The organism is Chryseobacterium cupriresistens (genome assembly GCF_046614675.1).
GTDB lineage: Bacteria > Bacteroidota > Bacteroidia > Flavobacteriales > Weeksellaceae > Chryseobacterium > Chryseobacterium cupriresistens.
Window position 1 is genome coordinate 576,377 of record NZ_JBKKJT010000001.1, and the last position, 25,958, is coordinate 602,334.

23 protein-coding genes and 1 other RNA gene are annotated in these 25,958 nt (G+C 35.5%); 21 read left to right on the forward strand and 3 right to left on the reverse strand.

Annotated elements, in window-relative coordinates:
* Positions 1-89: 89 nt before the first annotated feature.
* The 6 genes from ACLI50_RS02720 (at position 90) to ACLI50_RS02745 (ending at position 10,587) form a co-directional block, all read left to right on the forward strand.
* Positions 90-1,502, forward strand: a complete 1,413-nt coding sequence (locus tag ACLI50_RS02720) for an APC family permease (protein ID WP_411413096.1) — start codon at positions 90-92, stop codon at positions 1,500-1,502.
* Between the two features lie 157 nt (positions 1,503-1,659).
* Positions 1,660-2,100, forward strand: coding sequence for a GPW/gp25 family protein (locus ACLI50_RS02725; RefSeq protein WP_002979175.1), 441 nt, complete (start codon positions 1,660-1,662; stop codon positions 2,098-2,100).
* A gap of 24 nt (positions 2,101-2,124) precedes the next feature.
* Complete coding sequence (locus ACLI50_RS02730; RefSeq protein ID WP_411413097.1) at positions 2,125-4,008, forward strand: type VI secretion system baseplate subunit TssF; 1,884 nt, start codon at positions 2,125-2,127, stop codon at positions 4,006-4,008.
* A gap of 289 nt (positions 4,009-4,297) precedes the next feature.
* Complete coding sequence (uvrA, locus tag ACLI50_RS02735) at positions 4,298-7,129, forward strand: excinuclease ABC subunit UvrA (protein ID WP_137904926.1); 2,832 nt, start codon at positions 4,298-4,300, stop codon at positions 7,127-7,129.
* Between the two features lie 271 nt (positions 7,130-7,400).
* The gene (locus ACLI50_RS02740; protein ID WP_411413098.1) at positions 7,401-7,805 is read left to right on the forward strand and encodes a hypothetical protein; all 405 of its coding nucleotides are present in this window, start codon (positions 7,401-7,403) and stop codon (positions 7,803-7,805) included.
* 148 nt (positions 7,806-7,953) lie between these two features.
* A complete protein-coding gene (locus ACLI50_RS02745; RefSeq protein ID WP_411413099.1) occupies positions 7,954-10,587 on the forward strand; it encodes an NACHT domain-containing protein in 2,634 nt (877 codons plus the stop codon).
* A 129-nt stretch (positions 10,588-10,716) separates the two neighbouring features.
* Here ACLI50_RS02745 and ACLI50_RS02750 read toward each other — a convergent pair whose 3' ends face one another.
* The gene (locus ACLI50_RS02750; RefSeq protein WP_411413100.1) at positions 10,717-11,256 is read right to left on the reverse strand and encodes a hypothetical protein; all 540 of its coding nucleotides are present in this window, start codon (positions 11,254-11,256) and stop codon (positions 10,717-10,719) included.
* Between the two features lie 117 nt (positions 11,257-11,373).
* Here ACLI50_RS02750 and ACLI50_RS02755 point away from each other — a divergent pair, with 117 nt between their 5' ends.
* From ACLI50_RS02755 to ACLI50_RS02770, 4 genes are all read left to right on the forward strand, one after another.
* A complete protein-coding gene (locus tag ACLI50_RS02755; protein WP_202840657.1) occupies positions 11,374-11,886 on the forward strand; it encodes a DUF421 domain-containing protein in 513 nt (170 codons plus the stop codon).
* A gap of 5 nt (positions 11,887-11,891) precedes the next feature.
* A complete protein-coding gene (locus ACLI50_RS02760; protein WP_120231341.1) occupies positions 11,892-12,383 on the forward strand; it encodes a GNAT family N-acetyltransferase in 492 nt (163 codons plus the stop codon).
* Positions 12,384-12,604: 221 nt separating this feature from the next.
* Positions 12,605-12,784, forward strand: a complete 180-nt coding sequence (locus ACLI50_RS02765) for a quinol oxidase subunit 4 (protein ID WP_343642712.1) — start codon at positions 12,605-12,607, stop codon at positions 12,782-12,784.
* Between the two features lie 115 nt (positions 12,785-12,899).
* Complete coding sequence (locus ACLI50_RS02770; protein WP_411413101.1) at positions 12,900-13,121, forward strand: hypothetical protein; 222 nt, start codon at positions 12,900-12,902, stop codon at positions 13,119-13,121.
* A gap of 44 nt (positions 13,122-13,165) precedes the next feature.
* Here the strand turns inward: ACLI50_RS02770 and ACLI50_RS02775 are convergent, their stop codons facing one another.
* Positions 13,166-13,480, reverse strand: a complete 315-nt coding sequence (locus ACLI50_RS02775; RefSeq protein ID WP_227942238.1) for a DUF4286 family protein — start codon at positions 13,478-13,480, stop codon at positions 13,166-13,168.
* 149 nt (positions 13,481-13,629) lie between these two features.
* Here ACLI50_RS02775 and gyrA point away from each other — a divergent pair, with 149 nt between their 5' ends.
* From gyrA to ACLI50_RS02805, 6 genes are all read left to right on the forward strand, one after another.
* Positions 13,630-16,224 (forward strand): DNA gyrase subunit A, encoded by a 2,595-nt coding sequence (gene gyrA, locus ACLI50_RS02780; RefSeq protein ID WP_343642718.1) that lies wholly within the window; start codon positions 13,630-13,632, stop codon positions 16,222-16,224.
* A gap of 30 nt (positions 16,225-16,254) precedes the next feature.
* Complete coding sequence (locus ACLI50_RS02785; RefSeq protein WP_110010234.1) at positions 16,255-17,292, forward strand: tetratricopeptide repeat protein; 1,038 nt, start codon at positions 16,255-16,257, stop codon at positions 17,290-17,292.
* Positions 17,293-17,610: 318 nt separating this feature from the next.
* The gene (locus ACLI50_RS02790) at positions 17,611-18,447 is read left to right on the forward strand and encodes a 1,4-dihydroxy-2-naphthoyl-CoA synthase (protein WP_034697698.1); all 837 of its coding nucleotides are present in this window, start codon (positions 17,611-17,613) and stop codon (positions 18,445-18,447) included.
* Between the two features lie 66 nt (positions 18,448-18,513).
* Positions 18,514-19,443: a 1,4-dihydroxy-2-naphthoate octaprenyltransferase gene (gene menA / locus ACLI50_RS02795; protein ID WP_202844387.1), complete on the forward strand. Its 930-nt coding sequence runs from the start codon at positions 18,514-18,516 to the stop codon at positions 19,441-19,443.
* 17 nt (positions 19,444-19,460) lie between these two features.
* Positions 19,461-19,907 carry an SRPBCC family protein gene (locus ACLI50_RS02800; protein ID WP_343642722.1) on the forward strand — a complete coding sequence of 149 codons (447 nt, stop codon included), beginning with the start codon at positions 19,461-19,463 and terminating at the stop codon, positions 19,905-19,907.
* A 118-nt stretch (positions 19,908-20,025) separates the two neighbouring features.
* Positions 20,026-20,712 (forward strand): metal-dependent hydrolase, encoded by a 687-nt coding sequence (locus ACLI50_RS02805; protein ID WP_227942233.1) that lies wholly within the window; start codon positions 20,026-20,028, stop codon positions 20,710-20,712.
* 117 nt (positions 20,713-20,829) lie between these two features.
* Here ACLI50_RS02805 and ffs read toward each other — a convergent pair.
* Positions 20,830-20,927: signal recognition particle sRNA small type (ffs, locus tag ACLI50_RS02810), an RNA gene on the reverse strand.
* 131 nt (positions 20,928-21,058) lie between these two features.
* Here ffs and ACLI50_RS02815 point away from each other — a divergent pair.
* The 5 genes from ACLI50_RS02815 to ACLI50_RS02835 all read left to right on the forward strand — a co-directional run bounded on the left by ACLI50_RS02815 (position 21,059) and on the right by ACLI50_RS02835 (position 25,905).
* Positions 21,059-21,661, forward strand: coding sequence for a DUF4199 domain-containing protein (locus ACLI50_RS02815; protein ID WP_411413102.1), 603 nt, complete (start codon positions 21,059-21,061; stop codon positions 21,659-21,661).
* A 16-nt stretch (positions 21,662-21,677) separates the two neighbouring features.
* On the forward strand, positions 21,678-22,628 hold the full coding sequence (locus tag ACLI50_RS02820; protein WP_110010230.1) for a glycosyltransferase family 2 protein: 951 nt from the start codon (positions 21,678-21,680) through the stop codon (positions 22,626-22,628).
* A 215-nt stretch (positions 22,629-22,843) separates the two neighbouring features.
* Positions 22,844-23,227 (forward strand): hypothetical protein, encoded by a 384-nt coding sequence (locus ACLI50_RS02825; protein WP_411413103.1) that lies wholly within the window; start codon positions 22,844-22,846, stop codon positions 23,225-23,227.
* A 195-nt stretch (positions 23,228-23,422) separates the two neighbouring features.
* The gene (locus ACLI50_RS02830; protein ID WP_411413104.1) at positions 23,423-24,124 is read left to right on the forward strand and encodes a GIN domain-containing protein; all 702 of its coding nucleotides are present in this window, start codon (positions 23,423-23,425) and stop codon (positions 24,122-24,124) included.
* A 65-nt stretch (positions 24,125-24,189) separates the two neighbouring features.
* The gene (locus tag ACLI50_RS02835; RefSeq protein ID WP_411413105.1) at positions 24,190-25,905 is read left to right on the forward strand and encodes a phospho-sugar mutase; all 1,716 of its coding nucleotides are present in this window, start codon (positions 24,190-24,192) and stop codon (positions 25,903-25,905) included.
* Positions 25,906-25,958 lie beyond the last annotated feature (53 nt).

Consider the following 25,958-nt stretch of genomic DNA (forward strand, 5'->3'; position numbering starts at 1 on the left):
AAATAACAAAAAACAGGTATTTCAATGAATTTTCAACAAATTTGAAAATCAAAGACAGATTTGATTATATTTGACCTCTATACTTGACTATGGAAAAAAAACTGAAACTATGGGATGCCATCATGCTTGTGATGGGATCGATGATCGGAAGCGGGATCTTTATTGTAAGTGCTGACATGATGCGAAACCTGGGATCCGGGTTTTGGTTGATTATCGTATGGGTAATTACAGGAGTGATGACAGTAGCTGCAGCCATAAGCTATGGAGAACTGTCTGCACTGTTTCCGAAGGCCGGAGGGCAATATACTTACCTGAAAGAGATTTTCGGAAAAAAAATGGGATTTCTTTACGGATGGGGATTGTTTACGGTGATACAAACCGGAACTATTGCTGCGGTGGCAATGGCTTTTGGGAAATTTACCGCTTATCTGATTCCGTCATTAAACGATGCTGCTCCTATTTTCCAGAGTGGTGAATTTAAAATAACCTGGATACAGATTCTTGCCATTGCTGTCATTATTTTGCTCACCTATATCAATACCAGAGGTGTAGAAAGCGGAAAAATCCTTCAGAATATCTTTACCGGTTCCAAAATTATTGCATTACTTGGGCTGATTGCGGCCGGTTTTATTTTAGTAGACATTTCTCATTTAGCAGAAAACTTTAGCTGGGGAACAGATTCTTTCAATAACCTTAAAAAAGATTTGAGCGGGAATTTCCTTAAAGAAGGCTGGGAACCGATTGGAGGAATGACTCTTCTAGGCGGAATTGCTGCTGCCATGGTAGGCTCTGTCTTCAGCTCTGTGGCCTGGGAAAGTGTAACATTTGTTTCCGGTGAAATTGAAAACCCTAAAAAGAATGTAGTGAAATCAATGATTTACGGGACTTCTGCTGTAATGATCCTTTATATCGCGGTAAACTATGTCTACTTAAATGCTCTGGACAGAGACGGAATTGCATTTGCTGCTAATGACAGAGTAGCGGTAGCGGCATCCCAGAATATATTTGGAAGTGCAGGAACTATCATCATTGCCTTATTGGTCATGATTTCTACATTTGGATGTAACAACGGACTGATTCTGGCAGGAGCAAGAGTTTTCCAGACGATGGCCAAAGACGGCATGTTCTTTAAGTCAGCCGTAAAAAATAATAAAAATGAAGTTCCTGAAAATGCATTGTGGATGCAGGGAGTCTGGGCTTCCATTTTGTGTCTGAGCGGGCAGTATGGAAATTTGCTGGATATGATCTCTTTCGTAATCGTTCTTTTCTATATGATTACGGTTTTTGGAGTTATTTATTTAAGAATCAAACAGCCGCAGCTGGAAAGACCTTATAAAACATGGCTTTATCCTGTAACGCCGGTTATTTATCTTGTCATAGGAACATGTTTCTGTATCCTCTTGCTTATTTACAAGCAGCAATATACATGGCCTGGTTTTGTTTTGGTATTGCTGGGACTTCCTGTGTACTATTTTATCAACAGAAAAAAAGCAAATACTTAAAATAAAACAAAAATATAACAGATTAAAGGGCTTTCAATTCAGTTTGAAGGCCCTTGTTTTTGAATAATATTTTAAAGTATATCATTATTATTTGTCGAAAATGTGTAATTTGGTATTTCGTTTTTAGAACAGGACCATGAAGTAAAAACAATAAGTTATGGATACACCAAATTACAGAATGCCTTTCGTACCCTCTACTTTAATGACCGAAGGCGGAAGTATCGATACCTGCGATATGGGCGAAAGTATTGCCCACAATATTATGCTGCTGATCACCACCAAAAAAGGGGAGAACAGATATGATGAAAACTATGGAAATGATGTCTGGAACCTTGAATTCGATAATGGAGTTACAAGTGCCATCTGGGAAAGCGTTTTTATCAAAAGCTTAAGAAGACAGATTCAGGAATATGAACCAAGAATCGTAAACCCGCAGATCGATGCTCACATACAATTTGTAGAGCACAGCTACGATACTAAAGAACACACCGAAATTAAAAAGAAAGTAAGAATTGCCATCAATGCAAAAATGGAAGAAACAGGAGAACGGTTCAGTTTCTCAACAGAGCTGTTTCTAAGCCCGATGTCTATTGATTAATATTTTTAACAGCGAAAGAAAATTATGAATTTAGATCAGAATATTTATTCCAAAGAATCTGTAAAAGCAAGAATGCTGCAGAATGCAACTAAAGTATGGGGATTAAGGAGCCCACAGTCTTTAGATCCTTTTGTAAAACTGCTGATAGACGCATTCAGTACAGAGGTTTTCAAAGCGAATAATGAAATACAGACGGTGAATGCCCGTATATTGGAAAAACTAGCAAAACTGCTTACACCGTCCATTTATACCCATCCTATTCCGGCTCATTCCGTAGCTTTTACACAGCCTTATGAGTCTTCTGAAATTTTATTGGAACACACGGAATTCTTTTTCCGTAAACAGATGACTTCCACGGTGAAATCGGAATCGGACAAACAGCTGAACATTCCTTTTACTCCGGTGGGAAATGTAAGAATCAATAAAGTTCACACTTCAATCATGTTTGTAGGAAATACCTGCTACAGCATCGATGACAGATTCAACAAAATTCCTATTGCAAGATTTCAGGGAAGACCTGAAGATTACAGAAAAATCACAATAGGGGTAGATGTAAGCAAATATGTAAGTGAAAACTTTCCCAAATACCTGAGCATATTCTGCTCCAATCCTGCTTTCGAGCACCTTGATTTCGTATATAAATTATTACCGTATATTACGGTTTCAAGCAATGGTAACCCTCTGTTTGTAAGAGAAGGATTAAGTTATCTTACAGAAAGTCAGAATGACGGTTATGAACAGATGTTCAAAGAGCAATCCATCAGAAATAAGGTGATTGAAGATATTAAAAGTATCTATCGTCATAAATTTATTGAAGTAACAGGAATCTCTCAAAGTCTGTTCTCAGAACCGGGACAGCTTCCACAGAACCTTGATTTCCTGGCTGGAAAAGAAGAATTTACTAAATTTCTGGATAATAAAAGCTACCTGTGGCTAACATTTGAGTTTCCTCCTCAGTTTTCAGCGGAGATTCTTGACAATTTCTCATTTGTACTCAATGCTTTTCCAATCTATAACAGAGGCTGGAAAAAAACAGAATACAGCCTTGATATCATGGGGAATAATATCCCTTTGGTAACAGACGAAGGCGAGCATTTCCTTTATGTGGATGAGGTACAGGATGGTGACGGCAGAAGATATACCGAAATTCCTTTCACTCCGGCCGATGATCTTAAAAAAGGATTATATACTGTAAGAAAAGGTGGAATGGAACGTTTTACCAGCCGAAATGCAGTAGATATGATTGCCAATGTTCTGGAACTGACAAGAGATGAAATTGCTGCATTTTCCCTTTTGAACAGAGATAATGTAAAAGGAGTCTTAAGTGAAATGTCTGACAAAATGAAATCCATGGTGCAGAAAGTAAACAATGCCAAAAGAAATATCAGACAGGAGCTGAATTACGTGATCATGGAACCGGTAGAAAAAACCGATCATACCTACGCTTCTTTTTGGATTACACACTGTACGCTGGCCAATCATATGCGTCCGGGAACTGAACTTTCCAACCAGCTGAAATCTCAGACTGTGGTACTGCTTACCGAAACATTGGGAGGGGCCGAAGAACAAAAAGGAACGGATAGTATTCAGGCTTATAAATATGCATTAACAACCAGAGATAAGATCATTTCTTTGGAAGACGTTAAAAACTACTGTCGTATGATTCTGAAAGATGAAGTAAGAGAAGTAAGGGTAAGAAGAGGAACGATGATCAGCAACAAGCCAAAAGAAGGATTTGTAAGAACGGTTGAGGTAGAGATTATTCCTCAGAACTATTCTTTCTACGGAAGAGCCTATTGGGAAAATATGGCCAATATTATAAGGAATCAGATTATTGCCAAAGCTATTGATGGAATTGAATATATTGTAAGAATCACCAATGAAGATGTTGACTTCCAGGATATGTAATTTCTTCAATACCCAATTAGTTTAAAATATAAAATGCCGTATCAATTGCGGCATTTTTGAATGATATCAATAGGAATGGGCTTTAGCCCGTTTTTTTATCAATGAGCTTTCCATTGGCTTCAGCCAAAACTTATAAAATCTCTCCGGAAAAATTCAATAACATTTGGTTCAAAGCATTAACAAAACCTAAGAATTTTTTATGAAACTTTTATCCCTTTTATATTCAAAAAAAGTCTATAAAATTTCGTATTTTTGCACGTTGTGATTTTCAGGCAAATCACCCCAAATTATGAGTAAATCAACAGAATATATAGAAGTTTACGGAGCCCGTGAACACAATCTTAAAAATATTAACGTAAAAATTCCGCGCAACGAATTGGTCGTGATTACCGGCCTTTCCGGAAGTGGAAAATCGTCGTTGGCTTTTGATACTATTTTTGCAGAAGGTCAGCGTCGTTATATTGAAACTTTTTCTGCTTATGCACGCCAATTTCTGGGCGGATTGGAGCGTCCTGATGTAGATAAAATCGAAGGACTTTCTCCGGTTATTGCCATTGAGCAGAAAACAACCAATAAAAACCCACGTTCTACCGTAGGAACGGTTACCGAACTGTACGACTTTCTGCGTCTATTGTATGCCAGAGTTTCAGATGCTTATTCTTTGTCTACAGGACAGAAACTGGTGAGCTATACCGAAGATCAGATCCTTGAAACCATCAAAGAAAATTATAAAAAGGAGAAAATCATGCTTTTGGCGCCCGTGGTGCGTTCCAGAAAAGGGCATTATCATGAACTCTTTGTTCAGATGGCTAAAAAAGGTTACGGGCAGGCAAGAATTGATGGTGAGCTGCAGGATATTGAATATGATTTAAAACTTGACCGTTATAAAACCCATGATATCGACATTGTGATCGATCGTTGGATTATCGGGGAGAATGCTTCGGAAAGCAGAATGGAAAAATCATTGCGTACTGCAATGGAAATGGGGGAAGGAATTATCGGAATTCAGAAACTGGGAAGCACAGATATTGAATATTTTTCCAAAAATCTGATGGATGCGGAAACAGGACACTCTCTGGCGCTGCCTGAACCCAATACATTCTCATTCAACTCTCCAAAAGGAAGCTGCCCGAATTGTAAAGGTCTGGGAACCATTAAAAAAATCAATACCGATTACTTTATAGACAATCCGAAACTATCCATCAATCAGGGAGGATTATTGCCGTTGGAAGATATCAAGTCCAACAAATGGATCCTGTCACAGATCAAAAACATTCTTGAGATCTTTGGATTAGGATTAACAACGCCATTGCAGGATATTCCGGAAGAAGCACTGGATTATATCTACAACGGATGTCACAAAGAATTCAATAAAGACCTGAAATACGCAGGAATTACCAAGAAAATAAAAATAGGTTTCGATGGTCTGATCGCTTTCATGGAGGAGATTATTGATGATAGAGATTCCTATGAAGCTGTTTTATTGGAAAGACATTTCACTACAGAAGAAATATGTCCTGAATGTCACGGAACCCGTCTTCAGCCTTCAAGCTTAAGTTTTAAAATTGATGGAAAGAACATTGCAGAGGTCAATGCTTTAAGCTTAGCGGATTTAAAAGACTGGCTGGCTGATGTTAAAGATAAATTCTCAGAAAAGAATAAAATCATTGCTCACGAGATCTTAAAAGAAATTGAAACCAGGCTTCAGTTTTTGCTGGATGTAGGATTGGATTATTTAAGTCTGAGCAGAAGTTCAAAAACACTTTCCGGAGGAGAATCACAGAGAATCCGCCTGGCAACACAGATCGGATCTCAATTGGTGAATGTTTTATATATCCTTGATGAACCAAGTATCGGGCTTCACCAGAGAGATAATGAAAGACTGATCCATTCTCTGAAAAACCTGAGAGATATCGGAAACTCCGTATTGGTAGTAGAACATGATAAAGACATGATTCTTGAAGCTGATGAGGTGCTGGATATTGGTCCCAGAGCAGGAAAATTCGGTGGAGAGATTCTTTGGCAGGGAAAACCAAAAGATCTTTTGAAAGCTGATACCATCACGGCGCAGTATATTAATGGAAAAAGAAAAATAGAAATTCCGGCAGAAAGAAGAGCTGGAAGCGGTAAAAATATTGTTTTAAAAGGCGCTACAGGGAACAATCTTAAAAACGTAACCCTGGATATTCCTCTTGGAAAACTGGTTGTAGTAACCGGAATTTCAGGTAGCGGAAAATCTTCTCTGATTAACGGAACATTATATCCGATCCTTAACAAGCACTTCTACAGAGCGGTTCAGGAACCGTTACCTTACAAGAAAATTGAAGGGTTAGAGAATATTGATAAAATTGTAGACGTAGACCAGACACCAATTGGAAGAACGCCACGTTCGAATCCTGCAACCTATACCGGAATGTTTACCGATATCAGAAACCTTTTTGCAGAGCTGCCGGAAAGTAAAATCCGTGGATATAAACCGGGAAGATTCTCTTTCAACGTGAAAGGCGGAAGATGCGAAACCTGTCAGGGTGGAGGATTGAAAGTGATTGAAATGAACTTCCTTCCGGATGTATACGTACACTGCGAAACCTGCAACGGAAAACGTTTCAACAGAGAAACCTTAGAAGTTCGTTACAAAGGAAAATCAATCTCTGACGTATTGGATATGACGATTGATGAAGCGGTAGATTTCTTCCAGCCGATTCCTAAGATTTTTGCAAAAGTAAAAACATTACAGGATGTAGGTTTAGGGTATATTACCCTTGGACAGCAGTCGACAACCCTTTCAGGAGGTGAAGCACAACGTATCAAGTTAGCAACTGAATTAGCAAAAAGACAAACCGGAAATACCCTTTATATTCTTGATGAACCAACTACAGGACTTCATTTTGAAGACGTAAAAATCCTGATGGATGCCATCAACCAATTGGTAGAACTTGGAAACTCATTCATCATCATCGAACATAATATGGACGTCATCAAATTAGCAGACCATATTATTGACGTAGGACCAGAAGGAGGAAAACATGGCGGACAGATCGTTGCACAGGGAACTCCTGAAGAAATTGTAAAGTCTAAGAAGAGCTTGACTGGAAAGTTCCTGAAGAGGGAACTGGAGTAAGTATTCATAAAATTTATAGAGCATTTTTAAAATAAGAAAATCGAGATAATAATTGGCTAAACTCATAAGGTTTAGCCTTTTTTATGCTTAAAATACCTTTCCAATATTAAATTTTCAATTATTTTTAAAATTTATTAAACTGATAATCAATTAATTAATCTTTAATGTTAACTCAATGTTAACTCAATGTAAAATTAATATGAATTATTTTTAATAACTTTGGTTAAGAGATACAAAAATAAGTTAGTATAATATTTAAAACCAGTTAGTTATGAAAAATAGAATTCAAATAGTAATGGCTTCACTTTTCGTTTGCGGATTTGCTGCTGTTTTGAACACTGCTAAAGCTCAGACTACAGATCATAATACCATTCAGGAAATTCAACTGAGCAAAAGTGAAACGTTTAACGATATCAGAAATAAATTAGAAGCCAATTTTGACCTTACCAATCCTGATTACAAGCAGGGAACCGTAAACTCAGTGGTGAAATTTGATATCGCAAAAAACGGAAAAATTGTAAACGTTCACTCCAGTGGAGACTGTAAAACCGTAAGTAAAGAAATTGAAACCGTGTTAAGTGATCTCGACTACAGGGTAGATCGCAAAAAACTAACTGATAATATGGTTGCCTATACTTACGTAATGCCGGTGACAGTAGAGATCCATAACAGATAATATTTATTTTAAAAAATTAAAAAATCCCATGCATATTTTGCATGGGATTTTTTTTAATATGAATATTAGAATAATGATGAAAATGTATTATGGTAAACCATAATTTTTCATATTTTTTTTATTTATTTTTGGACAAAAATGAATATCCATGGAAATTAAATTAAATGCCTCAAAAATTAAGTGGAGAATTAATTCAAGAGAATTAATAAAAAACTTTTTTGATTTTAATTGGGGATCAGCAATTACTGAAGTTGTAGAAGTAGAAAAAGATATTGAATGTTTGGCTTTTTTATTACTTTTTCAAACGACGAGAAATACTGTTAGTGAGTTATTGCAAAAATTTGGGCAAACTCAGCTAGATAATAATTATCATTTAGTTTCTGAGAATCTTAATTTTGAGAAAACATTAAAAGAATTTTTTGAAAAAGAAATTACATTAGATAAAAATTTTTTTATAAATATTCTGGAATACTCACCAAAATATTTAACAGATTCTTTTTTAATTTTTAAAGAGTATGCAAAAATTTTACAAATTGAATTGCCAATATCAATAAGAAATATATATTATTTACGATATGCTGAAAACTTAGAATATGAATATCAAGAAAAGAAAGAAAAGTATAAAAAATTAATTGAATACTTTGAGAATCCGATGTCTGTAGTCAAAGATAAGTATGGAAATTTATTAGAATACTATGCTATAATTAAAAAATATTATTCAAACAAGCAACAACAGAATATAGAGGAACGTGCTGAAACTCTAAAAGATTTGTATATAGAACCTAATTTTTTGATTTTTAAGAATAATCTAAATAAGTCGAAAGGAAATAAAAAATTTGTTGAAGCAAATTTGAATATTCACGAATTTATAAACAATTATTACTTAAAGGATGTACATTATCCAGATCTTAAAAAAGAATATAATATGTTATTTCTTTTAGGACAACCTGGGCAAGGGAAGACTTCATTCTGCTATAAAGTTATATATGATTATTTGGAATCAAATTTAGACCTTCCTCACATTCCGATTTTTTTTGTAAAAATAAGAGAGCTAGTTGCTAAAGATTTTATCAATAATCCTTTTGACATATTAACAAAACACTTACATAATAATATTAATTTCAGTGAAGATAAGGGATTTCTAATACTTGATGGATTAGACGAAGCGTACATGAGTGGAGGAATTACTGATTCTGATTTAAAAAATTTATATGATAGGTTAAATAAATGGAAATGGACCAATCCTAAGATAAAAATAATTTTAACTTCGAGAGAAAATTATTTAAATATAAATGATTCTTGTATAGATGATTCTTTGGTTTTAAAATTAGATGTATTCTCCAATGAACAAGTCTTAGAATACAAAAATAAATATTTGTTTTTTTACCCTGATAATCAATTTATTAACAATGTTGATCTTTATGTCGATAATGCAAATACAATAGAATATCAACACTTAAATGAACTAATTAGACAACCTGTAATTTTGTATTTTATTGCTTTGTCAAATATTGATATAAATAAATCAAATTCTAGATCGGAAATATATAATAGGATATTTAATTCATTAGCAGAAAGAAGTTGGGATAAACAAAAAGGACAATTAGATTTTATTAAAAAAAATATAAGTCCTGATGTTTATCAGAGACATTTAAGAGAGTATATTCGAAGTATTGCTTTTTCAATTTATCAATCTCCTAATTTATATATAACTATAAAAGATTTGACTAATTTAGATTCTACAAAAAGTTTTATAAATAAATGTTTTGAAGATGACTTTACTAATGATTCTAGAAACTTTATGGACTTAACAAAATATTTATTAATCAGTTTTTATTTTCAAGAGTCAAATAAAGCAAGTGACGAGGCTGCAATCGAGTTTTTTCATAATTCTATTTGGGAATATTTAACAGCGGAATACTTTTGGGAAAAATTTAAAGATTTATTTTTATCAACAAATAGGAATGGGGATTATAAAGACATTGATATTAATGAATATTTTGATCTTTTGACCTATTTAATTGGAGATAAATCCTTTAAAGGAATGGTTGATCGGAATGTTCAAGAAATAATATTAAATGAAAATGTTGCTGAATTAGTTTTATTAATTGATAGATCTAAAAAAGTATTTTACAGTCTTAGTAATAATGATTTTTTATTGAGATATAGTAGAGATACCTGTAAATTAACTGCAATAGAAAAGATTACATCAATATTTTGGCTATCTTTCATATATTTAGGCTTTGCGTGCAAAAAAGTAGGTCGAATATTAGTATTAGATAGTGATTTGACAAATCATTATACGAAAAATATACCAAAAGGTGTTATTAGTTTGTTTGATAATAGTTTTAATTATATTTCGTTTTCTTGGTTTGATAGGTACTTTTATTTATCCTCTTCAGAATTAAGTTATTTGATATTTAATGATTCAATTTCAGGTGTATCTTTTCAAAATTGTAGTTTAAAGAATATTGTATTTAATGATTGTTATATTAGTGAAGTGAAATTCTATAATTCTGAGTTTAATAATGTTACTTTTGATAATATAAAGATTGAAAAAACAGGAGAATTCGAAAAATGTTCTTTCAAGGAGTGTTCATTTATAAATATTGAATTTGATACAAAACAGATTTATGAGAACTTCATAAAAAATAATGTATTTGAAAAAGAATTTAATCCTAAAGTTAGTAAAAATGACAAAAAAATTTTTCTAACTTTTCAACATAAAAACTATGACAAAAATTACAATGATGTAATTTCTAGACAATTAAAAATTCTTTAGAAGAATTTTGAGATTAATTTTAATACTGTACGTTTTGCGAGTGGGCAAATAAAGTAATCTGCAGTGATATTCCAATCGTTCAATGTCCGTAAAAAATAAAGCCGCTTACAAAAAGCGGCTTTTCTATTGTTATGTACTCTGAACAAACTCTGTTAATCTTGCTTTAAGATCTTTAGAATTCCCTATTGTATCAAAAGTAATATTATCTATTCTCCATCCTTTCTCTGTCTTGATCAGATGCACGGTGTCCATCCAGGTTTCTTTGGGGGAAGCCGCATTATATTCGAAGGCCACCAATGCTTCAGCAGTTTTATCCTGTATCTTAACAGACTTGATTTTATAATCTGTAAATCCTTCATACAGGCTGGAAAAAATAGCACCTTCGAATATTAAAGGTTTCTCATCAGGATGATCACTATTCTTTACCTTTTCAATATCTGCTTTTGATGCATTGATGGCCTCGTCTAAAACTTTTTTTAAATCCTGAGAAAATAAAGCATCCGGAATCGGCTGGTTATAAATAGCTTCGTTGGATTTTCCATATTGAGTATAAAGCTCATTTACTTTTTCAATAATGGCAGTTTCTGAAAACCGGGTAGGTTGAGGTTCATTCTTTTTGCAGGATACAAAAAACAGAAATATTCCTAAACAGAGAAAAAAAATTTTCATTGTGTTATTTTGTGGTATTATTTGAATTTCAGGCTCAAAATGTATACCAAAATCTGCCTATAAAATATTTCTTAAGAATCACAAAAATCAATACATTTGAGTAGATAAAAAAAAATTGTGGATCCAATTCTTAATGTTGCTGTCCGTTCCCTCTGCGTTTACCTTTTCATGGTAATTGCTATCCGTTTATTCGGCAAAAATCAGCTTTCCCAGCTCAATGCAGGAGATGTTGTATTATTGTTGTTAATTTCAAATGCTGTTCAGAATGCCATGGTAGGTCCTGATACCTCTCTTCAGGGAGGAATCGTGGCGGCATTGGTTTTGTTTGTTGCTAATTTCATTGTGAAGAGATTCATGTTTTCCAGCCGCTCCTTTCAGACTTTTATGGAAGATGAGCCGGTTATTCTGATCAAGGATGGAATTGCCGATCAGGCAGCCCTGAATCGGGTAAAGATTACAGAAAGCGAATTGGAAGAAGCGATAAGAGAACACGGAATTGAAAACATTAACAATGTAAAGCTTTCCGTTCTGGAAGTGGATGGAAATATCAGTGTGGTTTCTCAGGACGAAAAAAGCAAGCAGACACACTACTCAAGAATTAAAAGAAAAATCAAAAGAAAATACCATTAAATACGATGAATTACGAATTAAGAGAAATGCTTCCCACTGATGAAGCCAGGGTTCTTGAAATTTTCCGCCAGGGAATAGACGGTGGGATTTCCACTTTTGAAACAGAAGTTCCAACTGCTGAAGCATGGAGCATGGGCTATTTTAACGACTGCCGCTGGGTACTGGAAAATGAAAATAATGAAGTTGTGGGATGGTGTGCCTTAAAACCGGTCAGCAAAAGAGAATGCTATAAAGGAGTTGCAGAGGTAAGCATTTATTTTGATAACGAATATCAGGGAAAGGGATTGGGTTCCGTATTGCTTAAAAAATTGATTTTGGATAGCGAGGATCACGGATTCTGGACATTACAGACCAATATCTTCTCCGAAAATGAAACTTCTATCAAATTTCATCAGAAAAACGGTTTCAGAATCGTAGGCGTCCGTAAAAAAATCGGAAAACTCAACGGAGAGTGGAAAGATATTATCCTGATGGAAAAAAGAAGTGAAATCGTCTAGAGAACTATAATCGATAATAGATGATTGATAATTGATGATTTTGTTGGTAATATAATTCTCCATAACAAAATTCCCCATTGACCTGCGAAGCAAAATTGACCATCGACAATAAAAGCCCATCTATTCCAGCCTTAAACCTTAAACTTTGAGCTTTGAACTTTAATTTTTTTAACCTTTGGCACTACCATTGTTATATTAAATAAAGTTGAAAAATAGAAATAATGAAAAATTTGATTAAAATTACAGGAGTTCTTATTGTAACATTCATGTTATCATCTTGTGTGGTGCATGACAATGGACGCCGGGTTAAAACAGTTCCGCCAGGACAGGCTAAAAAAGTGTTTGGAGGAAGTGCAAAAGACTATGCTCCTGGGCAGGTGAAAAAAAGAAGCGGCTATTAACTGGTACAAAAAATAAAAAATTAGCAGTCAGTTTTAACATACATTAGCTTAATTTCAATTTATTTTGGCATTAACATTGATATATTTCGCTATCGAAATTGAAAAAGTGAAAATAATGAAAAGTTTGTTTAAAATGGCTGGGGTAGCTGTGGTAGTTTTAATGCTGTCATCTTGTGTGGTACACGATCATCATGGAAGAAGAATGCCACCGGGTCATGCAAAAAGGTATTATGGCGGAAGTGCAAGGTACTACGCACCAGGACAGGTAAAGAAAGTGTATATTTATGACGATCGCGGGCATCATCACAAAGGCCGCGGTCATGGACATCACAGATAAAAAGAAAAGCACTGAATTTTTTTCAGTGCTTTTTTTATGATCTATTATAATCTTGATTTCTTTGGATTAAGGAAAGTATTGAAAACCATTACTTCCTGTCCGAACTTTTTCTCAATTCTTTCGGAAATATTTAAAAGTTCACTTTTAATAAAATCTTCCCTCAGTTCATTATTATCAAAAATTAGCAGGAGATTATAATTTTTACCTTCCTCAATAAAGTCACTGTGCACTTCAGAAAGAATATATTTGTTGACATCCATAAGGTTTTCAGTCATTAAAACCAGTGTTTCATCAATATAATTTTCCCATTCTTCCAGGTTATCTTTTGTGCAGTGGAAAGTTATACTTAATACGCTCATATTTTTATGAATTTTTAAGATTTTTTGGATAAATTCTACCACAAAAATCGGCTTTTTTTTCGTAAATTAGCCCGTTAATAAAAATTGGAAATAAATAATTTTCAAACTTACAGCTAAGAGTTTGAATATCATTACAATAAAATTTGTTTATGCAAAAAGAAGGAGAAAGACTGATTCCTATCAACATTGTTGATGAAATGAAGTCGTCTTATATCGATTATTCGATGTCCGTTATCGTTTCAAGAGCGTTACCGGATGTAAGAGACGGCTTGAAACCCGTTCATAGAAGAGTACTGTATGGTATGTATGGACTAGGGGTGTTTTCTAATAGAAAATATTTAAAATCTGCGAGAATTGTTGGGGACGTTTTGGGTAAATACCACCCGCACGGAGATTCCTCTGTATACGATGCTATGGTAAGAATGGCTCAGGACTGGAGCTTGCGTTATCCTCAGGTAGACGGACAGGGTAACTTTGGTTCCATGGATGGTGACCCGCCTGCAGCAATGCGTTACACCGAGGCTAGATTGAAAAAAATCTCTGATGAGGTTCTTTCAGACCTGGACAAAGAAACAGTTGATTTTCAGAATAACTTCGACGACAGTTTACAGGAACCGACGGTAATGCCGACTAAAGTTCCGAATCTTTTGGTAAATGGTACTTCAGGTATCGCGGTAGGTATGGCAACGAATATGGCGCCTCATAACCTTTCAGAATCTGTAGATGCAATCTGTGCGTATATCGATAATAAAGAAATTACGATTGACGAACTGATGCAGCACATCATTGCACCGGATTTCCCTACAGGTGGTATCATCTATGGATATGACGGAGTAAGAGATGCATTCCATACAGGAAGAGGTAGAGTTGTTTTAAGAGCTAAAGTTAACTTTGATGAAATCGGAAACAGAAACGCGATTATTGTTACCGAAATCCCTTATCAGGTAAACAAAGCGGAAATGATCGCCAGAACAGCAGAGCTTGTTAAAGACGAAAAAATCCCGGGAATCCACGAAATCAGAGATGAGTCGGATAGAAAAGGACTTCGTATTGTATATGAATTGAAAAACGATGCAATACCGAATGTCGTTCTTAACCTATTATATAAATATACAGCACTTCAGACCTCTTTCAGTGTAAACAATATTGCATTGGTACACGGAAGACCGGAGCAGCTGAACCTTAAAGATATCATTCATCACTTTGTAGAGCACAGACACGAGGTCATCGTAAGAAGAACTCAGTATGAGCTTAAGAAAGCAAAAGAGAGAGCACATATTCTTGAAGGATTTATGAAGGTGATCGGAACTCAGGATGCTTTAGACAGAGCAATCTCTATTATCCGTCACAGTGCCAACCCTCAGGCTGCAAAAGAAGGCTTGATCGAAGCTTTTGAACTTTCTGATATTCAGGCTCAGGCAATTCTTGATCTAAGATTAGCCCGTCTTACAGGAATGGAGCTTGATAAGATCCGTGATGAGTATGATGCGATTATGAAAGAAATCGCAAATTTGGAAGACATCCTAGCTAACGAGCCGAGAAGATTCCAGATCATTAAAGAAGAATTAATCGAAATCAAAGAAAAATACGGAGACGAAAGAAGAACTGAAATAGATTACTCAGGAGGAGAAATGTCTATCGAAGATATCATTCCTAATGAATCTGTCGTTCTTACTATTTCTCATGCAGGATACATCAAGAGAACTTCTCTTTCAGAATATAAAATCCAAAGTAGAGGTGGTGTAGGTAATAAAGCGGCAACGACAAGGGATTCCGATTTCCTTGAATATATTGTTTCTGCAACCAACCACCAGTATATGCTGTTCTTCACTGAAAAAGGAAGATGTTACTGGTTAAGAGTATTTGAAATTCCTGAAGGCTCCAAAACGGCAAAAGGAAGAGCAGTACAAAACCTTATCAACATTGAACCGGATGATAAGATCAAAGCATATATCAGAACCAACAACCTTAAGGATTCCGAATATGTAAATCAGATGAGCGTCGTGATGGTAACTAAAAACGGAACCATCAAGAAAACATCGTTGGAAGCCTATTCAAGACCAAGAGTAAACGGGGTGAATGCTATCGAAATCAGAGATAATGACCAGCTATTAGGAGCTTACCTTACCAATGGAACTTCTCAGATCATGATTGCCACTAAAAATGGTAAGTGTATCCGTTTCCCTGAGGAGAAAGTAAGAGAAGTAGGTAGAGGATCTATCGGGGTAAGAGGAATCCTGCTTGAAGATGGTGACGAAGCTATTGGTATGATTGTTGTGAACGATGTAGAGAACGAAACAGTACTTGTAGTATCTGAAAAAGGATATGGTAAGAGAACTGCGGTAGAAGACTACAGAATTACCAACAGAGGAGGAAAAGGAGTTATTACGCTTAATATTACTGAAAAAACAGGAAATCTTATTGCTATTCAGAACGTAACAGACGAAGACGGATTGATGATTATCAACAAATCCGGTGTTGCCATCAGAATGGGAATGGATGAAATGAGAGTAATGGGTAGAAATACTCAGGGTGTAAAACTGATCAACCTTAAGAAAAATGACGAAATTGCAGCCATTGCAAAAGTAGAAATGGATAAAGATGTAGAGGAAGATTCTGAAGAACTTGAAGAAACAGAAGAAGGTGTTGTAGGATCGCTATTTGATAACCAGGAAAACGAAGAGGCTCCTCAGGCTGAAAATGAAAATTCTGCAGAGGAAAATGAGAATTCTGATTCCGAATAAATTGTACAATATAAATATAAAATAGTTATTATGAAGAAACTAATTTTAGGAATGGCTATCGTAGCATCTGCTTTTGCTTTTGGGCAGAAAAAAGATGCGGCAGCTTTAAATGCTCAGCTTCAGGAAGCTAATAAAGTGGCTATGGATGCATATAATGCAAAAAACTATGCTGCTGCAGCGCCTAAGTTTATAGAAGTCTACGACTTGTTAAAGGCTAACGGGCAGGATAATAAAATATATATGTATTATGCCGGATTGAGCCACGCGTTAGCTAATAACACTGATCAGTCTATCAAAATATATACAGACCTTATCAATTCCGGATTTACAGGAGTAGAAACTACATACACTGCAAAAGAGAAGAAGACAGGTCAGGTTGTAAATCTTGATAAAGCTACCTGGGAACTAATGAAAAAGAACCCTGATTACAGTGATTTCAAGACAGAACAGACTAAAAGTATAGAGTCTGATTTGTATGAAACTTTGTCTTCATTGCTTTTGAATGCTAAAAAACCAACTGAGGCTCTTACGATTATCGAAAAAGGTTTGGTTAAATTCCCAAACAATGCTAAGCTTAAAGAAGCTCAGACTACAGCATACCTTCAGTCTGGAAATACAGACAAATTTGTTTCAGGATTGAAAGAACAATTGGCTAAAAACCCTAACGATGCTACAAACTGGTATAACCTTGGGGTAATGCAGGCTAAAAACCCGGCTACTGTTAACGATGCTTTGGAAGCGTTCAAAAAAGCTGTTGAGCTGAAGCCTGATTTCTCTGATGCATATCAGAATTTAGTATATACGACTATTGGTGATGATGCTAAAGTAGTAGGAGAGATCAATGCCTTAAGAAAAGACAAGCCGGATGAAGCTTCTAAGCTGATTGATGCAAGAAGAGAAAGATTTGGAAAAGCACTACCATATGCTGAAGGATGGTATAAAGCCAACCCAAAGAGTCTTGATGCGGTTACTGCGTTAAAAGAAATTTACATTGTAACTAAAAACATGGATAAAGTTAAAGAAATGAAAGCTAAAGAAGCTGAACTTACAGCTGCTGGTGCAAAATAATCATTTTTTGACACAACAGATAAAGCCGGAATAGAAATGTTCCGGTTTTTTTTATTGTAAACACAAAGTAATGAAGTTCATATCAGGATTTTATGTTTCATATAGAAGTTTGCAGGCCTTTTATGATTTTGAATTAAATTTATAAACCTAACAGGTTTTAAAAACCTGTTAGGTTTGATTTATTACCGACCCTGTTATGCAGTTTCTCTTCATGCCGGATTCATGCATTCAAAATTTCTTTTTTTATAGAGATGAACCTTCAATTTCAACCTGAAAATTTCTCTGTAATTCCGTATCTTTGAGAAAAATTTTTATAAGATGATCGAGTGGAAAACCGCCAAGGAATACGAAGATATTACCTATAAAAAATCTAACGGAGTAGCAAGAATTGCTTTCAACAGACCTGAAGTACGTAATGCATTCAGACCTAAAACAACTTCAGAACTATATGATGCTTTTTATGATGCCTATGAAGATCCTTCAATAGGCGTTGTATTGCTGTCAGGAGAAGGACCAAGTCCAAAAGACGGAGGATGGGCATTTTGCAGTGGAGGAGATCAGAAAGCCAGAGGACACCAGGGGTATGTAGGAGAAGACGGAAGACACCGTCTGAACATTCTTGAAGTTCAGCGTCTGATCCGTTTTATGCCGAAAGTGGTGATCGCTGTTGTTCCCGGATGGGCAGTTGGTGGCGGACACTCACTTCACGTAGTATGTGACCTTACTTTAGCGAGCGAAGAACATGCTATCTTCAAACAGACTGATGCAGATGTTACCAGTTTCGATGGTGGTTATGGTTCTGCTTATCTTGCTAAAATGGTAGGACAGAAAAAAGCACGTGAGATTTTCTTTTTAGGAAGAAACTATTCTGCACAGGAAGCTTTCGAAATGGGAATGGTGAATAAAGTGGTGCCTCATGCAGAACTAGAGGATACAGCTTACGAATGGGCACAGGAAATATTAGCTAAATCCCCGACTTCTATCAGAATGCTGAAATTTGCTATGAACCTTACAGATGATGGTATGGTAGGGCAGCAGGTTTTCGCAGGAGAAGCTACCCGTCTTGCGTATATGACAGAAGAAGCTCAGGAGGGAAGAAATGCCTTTCTTGAAAAAAGAAAACCTAACTTCGGAGAAGATCAATGGATATCCTAAAAATATAATTGATAATTGATGAATGATATTATCATTTATCAATTATCGCTTATCAATGATAAAAATATGACGGATTGGATAAAAGCCGCAAGGCTAAGAACTTTACCGCTTTCCTTAAGCGGAATTATTATGGGAGCTTTCATTGCAAAATGGAGACTTTACGGAGAAGGCGGTACCTGGGACTGGAAAATCCTTGCACTCGCTCTGTTGGTTACGCTTTTATACCAGATTTTATCAAATTATGCCAATGATTATGGTGACGGAGTAAAAGGTACAGACGCCAAAAGAATCAATGAAGCTGAAGCAAGAGCGGTAGCATCAGGGAAAATTACCGCAAAACAGATGAAAAATGCTGTGATTCTTTTCGCAGTATTATCTTTCATTGCTACCATTGCTTTGTTGTACGTAGCTTTTATTCCAAACTATATGAATGAATTCTATATCTTCATAGGATTGGGAGTAGCATGCATTCTTGCCGCAATTGGATATACGGTAGGTAAAAAACCTTACGGATACATGGGATTGGGAGATATTTTCGTGTTTATCTTCTTTGGACTGGTTTCTGTGTGCGGAAGCTATTTCCTGTTTACAAAAACTTTCAGCTGGGATATATTATTACCCGGAACAGCGGTTGGAATGATGAGTATGGCGGTTCTTAACCTGAACAATATGAGAGATATTGAAAGCGACAGATTATCAGGGAAAAATAGCTTTGCATTGAGAATCGGATTCAAAAATGCAATGATCTATGAAATGGTCCTGTTACAGTTACCATTGGTGCTTATCCTTATCTTTTTAGGAGTAAACGGGTTTATACAGCAGCAAAACTACTATGTGTTTATTGTAATGATCCTTTTATTCCCATTAGCCAAGCTGAGAAGAAGCATCATGTCGGTGAAAGAACCAAAAGAATTAGACCAGTACTTAAAACAGGTAGGAATCATGACTTTTGTAATGGCAATTCTTACAGCAGCCGGACTTAACTTATTTCACTAAATCTAAAATATTATACCATGAGTTCTAATGCATACGTTGAAGCTCAAATGCTTATCAGGAAGCCGGTTGAAGATGTTTTCGAAGCATTCATCAATCCGGAACTAACCACTCATTTCTGGTTTACCAAATCCACCGGAAAATTGGAAGAAGGTAAAACCATTATCTGGGAGTGGGAAATGTATGGCGTGAAATCCGAAGTGAAGGTTCTTCAGATCATTCCAAACCAGCTCATCAGAACAGAGTGGGGAGAGCCTTCAACGAACGTAGATTATGAATTCAAAACCATGGAAAAAGGAACTTTAGTGATCATTAAAAGCTATGGATTCAGCCAAACGGGTGAAGATCTGCTAAAAGTAATTAATGACAATACAGGAGGTTTTACGACTGTTTTAGATGGATGTAAAGCTTATCTGGAACATGGGATTAATTTAAGATTGATTGAGGATAAATTCCCATCAAAATAACAAATTAAAGAAAACACAGATGGCACGAATGCTTTCACAAATGTCACTAATCTCATGGTGTTCTTTGTGAAATGATTTGAGTCATTTGTGTTTAATAATAATTGAAATTAAATTTAAAATGAAAATACAATTCTTAGGGCAAAATTGTTTCCTGTTTACCTACAAGGACAAAACAATTCTGAGTGACCCTTTTTACAATTACAAAAAAGCAGAGTCAGGTTTTGACATTTCTGCCCAAAAAATCGACTACATCCTATTAACTCATGCGCACGGTGATCATATTGCTGATGTAGCAGAAGTATTGCAGCACTATCCGGAAGCTACCATCATTGGAGTTCCTGAAGTATGCGGTTATTTCCAGCAGGCAAAAAATAAAGACGATGTGAACTTAGGAGGATCGGCAAAAATCGACGACCTTAAAATTTCCATGGTTCCGGCTCACCATACAAGTTCTTTCCCGGATGGAAGCTATGGAGGCGTTCCTGTAGGGTATATCTTCAGACTTCCTGAAGGTAAGAATATCTATCTGGCAGGTGATACAGGAGTAATGGCTGATATGGAGCTGTTCCCGAGACTATACGGAAACATCGACCTTTCTATTCTTCCCATCGGAAGCCACTACACGATGTGCCCCAGAAAAGCTTCTTTTGCAGCAGCAGAACTGTTAAAAACACCAAAAGTGATCGGATGTCACTTTGATACTTTTCCTGCCATTGAAATCAACCATGAAAGTGCACTAAAGCATTTCGCTGATAAAAATGTAGAACTTGTTTTACCAAAATTAGGAGAAACGTTCGAATTTTAATCGATAACAAAACCGGAGGTAATCCGAAAATTAGAAAAATGAAAATGATGCGTAAGGTATTAAAAACAAAAAAAGATAATTATCAAATTACCTCTCTTCTTACTTTAAACCAAAAAAAAATGGCAAGCTACCTAAATCACACCGCTACGACCGATTACCTTTGCTGCGTTCCCACCCTGGAGGATTCTCAGGAGCTGGTTGTTTAGGACTTGCCGTTGCAAAGGTAGGAATATTTTATAAACTTCAAAACTTTATTAAAGAAAATTAGTCGAAAAAATGCAGTGGTAAAGCTAAACGCCTGACATTTAGAGGGAAAATTTTTCAACTTTTTTCTAAAAATTTAAATATGACGAAAAGTCCATCAACACTAGGAATTATACTTTTTATTGCTACAATGATCGTTTTCTTTGTAGTATATACTTTTTTCTCAGGAATCAATTATTTTGATATCTCTTTGAAAGCCAATGCTTTTGTTTTACCTCTTTTATATGCCGGAGCTGCTTTCTGGTCTGTAAAATCTTACTGGAACAACCATAGAGTGGTAAAATTTAAAGATGCTTTCAAAAGAGCATTTGTTCCGATGTTTATCGGAGGAGTTCTTTCCATCTTCAGTATTTATGCGTTTTTAACCTTCGTTGATCCTGCTGCAAAAAGCCTTTTGAACTATCAATATGTTCAGAGACAAAAATCAGAACTGGATACAGAATATACTTCTGCAAGAAAAATTCTGAAACATCAGAAGGATATTGATGAACTGGATCAGAAATACAAAGAAAGACTGCAAAGCTTCACTCCTGAGGCGGTTAAAGGAAAAGATATGCTTACCGCAAGTCATTTTTCAGGATATTTTGCAGCAATTCTTATATTTTACGTAGTTTTGTCGGTGTTTTTCGGAGCATTTTTCAGAACAAGAATGATACATCAACCCGAAGAAACCAATCAAGCCTAATTTTTATTAAAATTAAATGAATTTATCTATAGTTATTCCGTTACTGAACGAAGAAGACTCTCTGGAAGAACTTTTTTCAAGAATTGATAAAGTATGTACAACCAGTAATTTATCTTATGAAATCTGGTTTGTAGACGACGGAAGTACGGATTTGTCGTGGAGTATTATTGAGAATATGAAAGTTCAGTATCCTCAGATCCACGCTATTAAATTTTCCAGAAATTATGGAAAATCACAGGCGCTTCATGCCGCTTTTGAAAGAACAAACGGTGATGTAGTGATTACAATGGATGCCGATTTACAGGATTTTCCTGAAGAAATTCCGGAACTGTACAATATGGTGATTCATGATAATTATGATATCGTTTCCGGTTGGAAAAAGAAGCGTTTTGATAATGTAATGACGAAAAATATTCCGTCAAAACTATTCAATGCGGCAGCGAGAAAAGTTTCAGGAGTTTACCTTCACGACTTCAACTGTGGTCTGAAAGCTTATAAAAGACAGGTGGTAAAATCGGTTGATGTGTATGGAGATATGCACCGTTATATTCCGGTATTGGCTGCCAATGCAGGTTTCAGAAGAATTACCGAGAAAGAAGTACAGCACCAGGCAAGACCTTACGGAACTTCAAAATTCGGAACGGAAAGATTCATCAGAGGATTTCTGGATCTGATAACCCTTTGGTTTGTAAGCCGTTTCGGGGGAAGACCAATGCATTTCTTCGGAGCGGTAGGGACTTTAATGTTTATTGTTGGATTTCTTTCAGCACTTTGGCTGGGAATTTCTAAACTGATTGATGTGGCAAGAGGAATTTACGGACATTTGATTACCAATAATCCATGGTTCTTTATCGCATTAACCATGATGATCATGGGAACCCTTCTCTTTATCGCAGGATTCTTAGGAGAAATGATTATCAGAACCAACCGTGAGCATAAGAATTATAATATTGACGAAGTAATATAAATTTAGGTGATTATTTAATAAATGTACTGAAAACTAATCTGTTAATGTAAACCTTTAGTTGATGTATGGCCATTCCCATCCTTTGGAGGGGTGGCGAAAATTCAAAGAATTTTTGACGGGGTGGTTACGCAAAAAATAATCATTCCAATTTTAATACATACAAAGCACTCTATTCCAGAGTGCTTTTTGTATTTTTATAAAAACTTTAAATCCGGATGTTTAAACTCAAATCTATTCTTTTTTACTTTCTGTTACTTTTTGCAGTCTCATGTTCATCAAATAAACTTTACGGTTCATGGGAGTTTATTGATATTTATGATGGAGAAATTTCTAATACGGATACGTTGAAAAATAAAACAAACAATTCCAGATATGGAGCAGGAGTTCTGACCTTTTATCAGGATAAAACTTTCACTTCAATGGGCAACAGCGGAACTTATCAGATAGAAAATAATCTGTTGAAAATGAAGTATAATGATGATGAAAATGTAACTCCTATGAAAATTTCCGGTGTAAGTAAAAATTACCTGCTTTTATTTTCAATGACGGGAAGCCCTAAAACGTGGTTTTATAAAAAAATAAAGACAAAGTATAAATAGGAAACAGTCTTTTCCCTGAAAAGCAGAAAATTAAAAATGATCAGGTATTTTATTGTCAAAAGACAAAGATTTTTAGAAATTTTAATCCTATTTTTGTTCAAAGTAATATTGAAAGTCTAATGAGAGATATGAAAAAACTTTCAGGGATTTTCAGTACGAATTGTTACGATAATAATGTAATATTTAAAATTAAATATGAAAAAAGTTGTATACACATTGATGCTGATGGCAGTAGTTTCCTGTGGAAAAGTTTCTCCAAAAGGAAATATTGAAAAGAAAGATGTGGATGTACCGGAATTTGTAAACCTTGACCTGGAAGGGAAATTTCGTGTATTTTATGCCAGAGGTCCGAAGAATTTTGTAGAAATAGAGACCTATCCGAATGTAGCCAATAATCTGGATGTGGATGTAGAAGACAAAACACTTTTCATCAAAGAAAAAAAAGGTACAAAAGGAGTCGATTTTTATAATGTAACGATCTATTCAAAATATAATCTTGAAAAAGTTGCTGTTTCCGATTCTGTTGAAGTCAATATTTCAAGTGAAATCAAAACAGACAATTTCAGGCTTAGTATGAAAAATAATGCCAGCTTCATGGGCTCTGTCAACACCAGAAGAGCAGAAGTGGAAATGCATAACAGAAGCCGCGCTAATTTCCTTGGATTGTCGAAAGATGCAGTCATAAAGATTTCAGACACAGCAAGTTTAATTGCGCCTTACTGGAAAATTACCAACCTGAATATTGACTCCAAAAATGGAAATTATGCAGAAGTAAACGTAAAAGATTCTTTAAAAGGACATATTCAGAACACAGCAAAATTTGTCTATTATAACGATCCCATCAGAGCGTTTAAAATTGATAAAACAACGAAAGTCGAAAACAAAAAGCTGGATTAAAAAACAGCATTATTTAAACTAGAAACTAGGAACTTTACAAATTATAAAAGAACAACATTACAAATATGAATACACTAGAAAAAGCGAAACTTTGGTTAAGTGATACCTTCGATAAAGAAACAAGAGATGCTGTACAGACGTTGATCGACAGCAATTCCCCTGATCTGGAAGATTCTTTCTACAGAGAACTGGAATTCGGGACAGGAGGTATGCGTGGGATAATGGGAGTAGGAACCAACCGCTTGAATAAATATACATTAGGACAGGCTACACAAGGATTGGCGAATTACATGCTGCAGCAGTTCAAAGGTGAAGAGATTAAAGTGGCCATCGCTTATGATGTTCGTAATAACTCAAAAGAATTTGGAAAACTGGTAGCAGATGTTTTAACAGCCAACGGAATTAAAGTTTTACTTTTCAAAGATCACAGACCGACTCCTGAATTGTCTTTCACGGTACGTGATAAAAAATGTAACGGAGGAATCGTATTAACGGCTTCTCACAACCCACCAGAATACAACGGTTACAAAGTATACTGGAATGACGGCGCACAGATTGTTCCGCCTAATGATGAAGCCATTATCAATGAAGTGTATTCTGTGAAATTTGAAGAAATTAAATTCAACGGAAATGATGATCTGATTGAATGGATCGGAGAGGAGCAGGACGACGTATATATCGATGCATGTATTGAAAACTCTACCTATCAGAATGTTGGAAAAGAAAATTTAAATATTGTTTTCACTTCAATCCACGGTACAACGTATACAACTGTTCCTAAAGCACTTGAAAAAGCAGGGTTCAAAAAGGTTGATCTGGTAAGAGAACAGATGATCCCAAGCGGAAATTTCCCTACTGTAGATTCTCCTAATCCGGAAGAGCCTGCAGCATTGGAAATGGCAATGGATCTGGCAAGAATCACCAATGCTGATATTGTAATCGGAACAGATCCGGATGGAGACAGATTAGGAATCGCGGTAAGAAACCTTGATGGCGAAATGCAGCTGTTGAACGGAAACCAGACCAATACCATCCTTACGTATTATATCTTAAACGAGTGGAGAAAGCAGGAAAGAATTACAGGAAAAGAATTTATTGGTTCTACGATTGTAACTTCAGATATCTTCTTTGATATCGCTCAGAAATTCGGAGTAGAATGCAAAGTAGGTCTTACCGGATTCAAATGGATTGGAAAAATGATCCGTGAAGCAGAAGGAAAGCAGAAATTTGTATGCGGAGGTGAAGAAAGTTTCGGATTTATGACCGGAGATTTCGTTCGTGACAAAGACTCTTGCGGAAGTATCCTTTTAGCCTGCGAAATTGCAGCATGGTGTAAAGCGAACGGAAGGACAATGTATCAGTATATGATCGAGATCTATGAAGACCTTGGAATGTATTATGAAGGATTGATCAATATTGTAAGAAAAGGAAAAGAAGGTGCTGAAGAAATTCAGAATATGATGAAAAACTTCCGTGAAAATCCTCCGAAGGAACTGGCAGGATCACCGGTAGAAGAAGTAAAGGATTTCAAAGAACAAACCAGCCTTACCGTTTCTACCAACGAGAAAAAAGTAATGAATGATATTCCAAAGTCTAACGTTTTGATCTATTATACGCAGGATGGAACAAAAGTATGCGTAAGACCTTCAGGAACAGAACCAAAAATCAAGTTTTATGTTTCTGTAAAGGATTCCATTACTTCAGAAGCAGATTTCAGAGACAAATTAAAATCATTGGAAGCCAAAATAGGAGCCGTTAAAACAGATTTGAAACTGGATTAATACTCTTAAAAACACCATCAATCAAAAATATGAGAAGATTCATGGAGAACGAT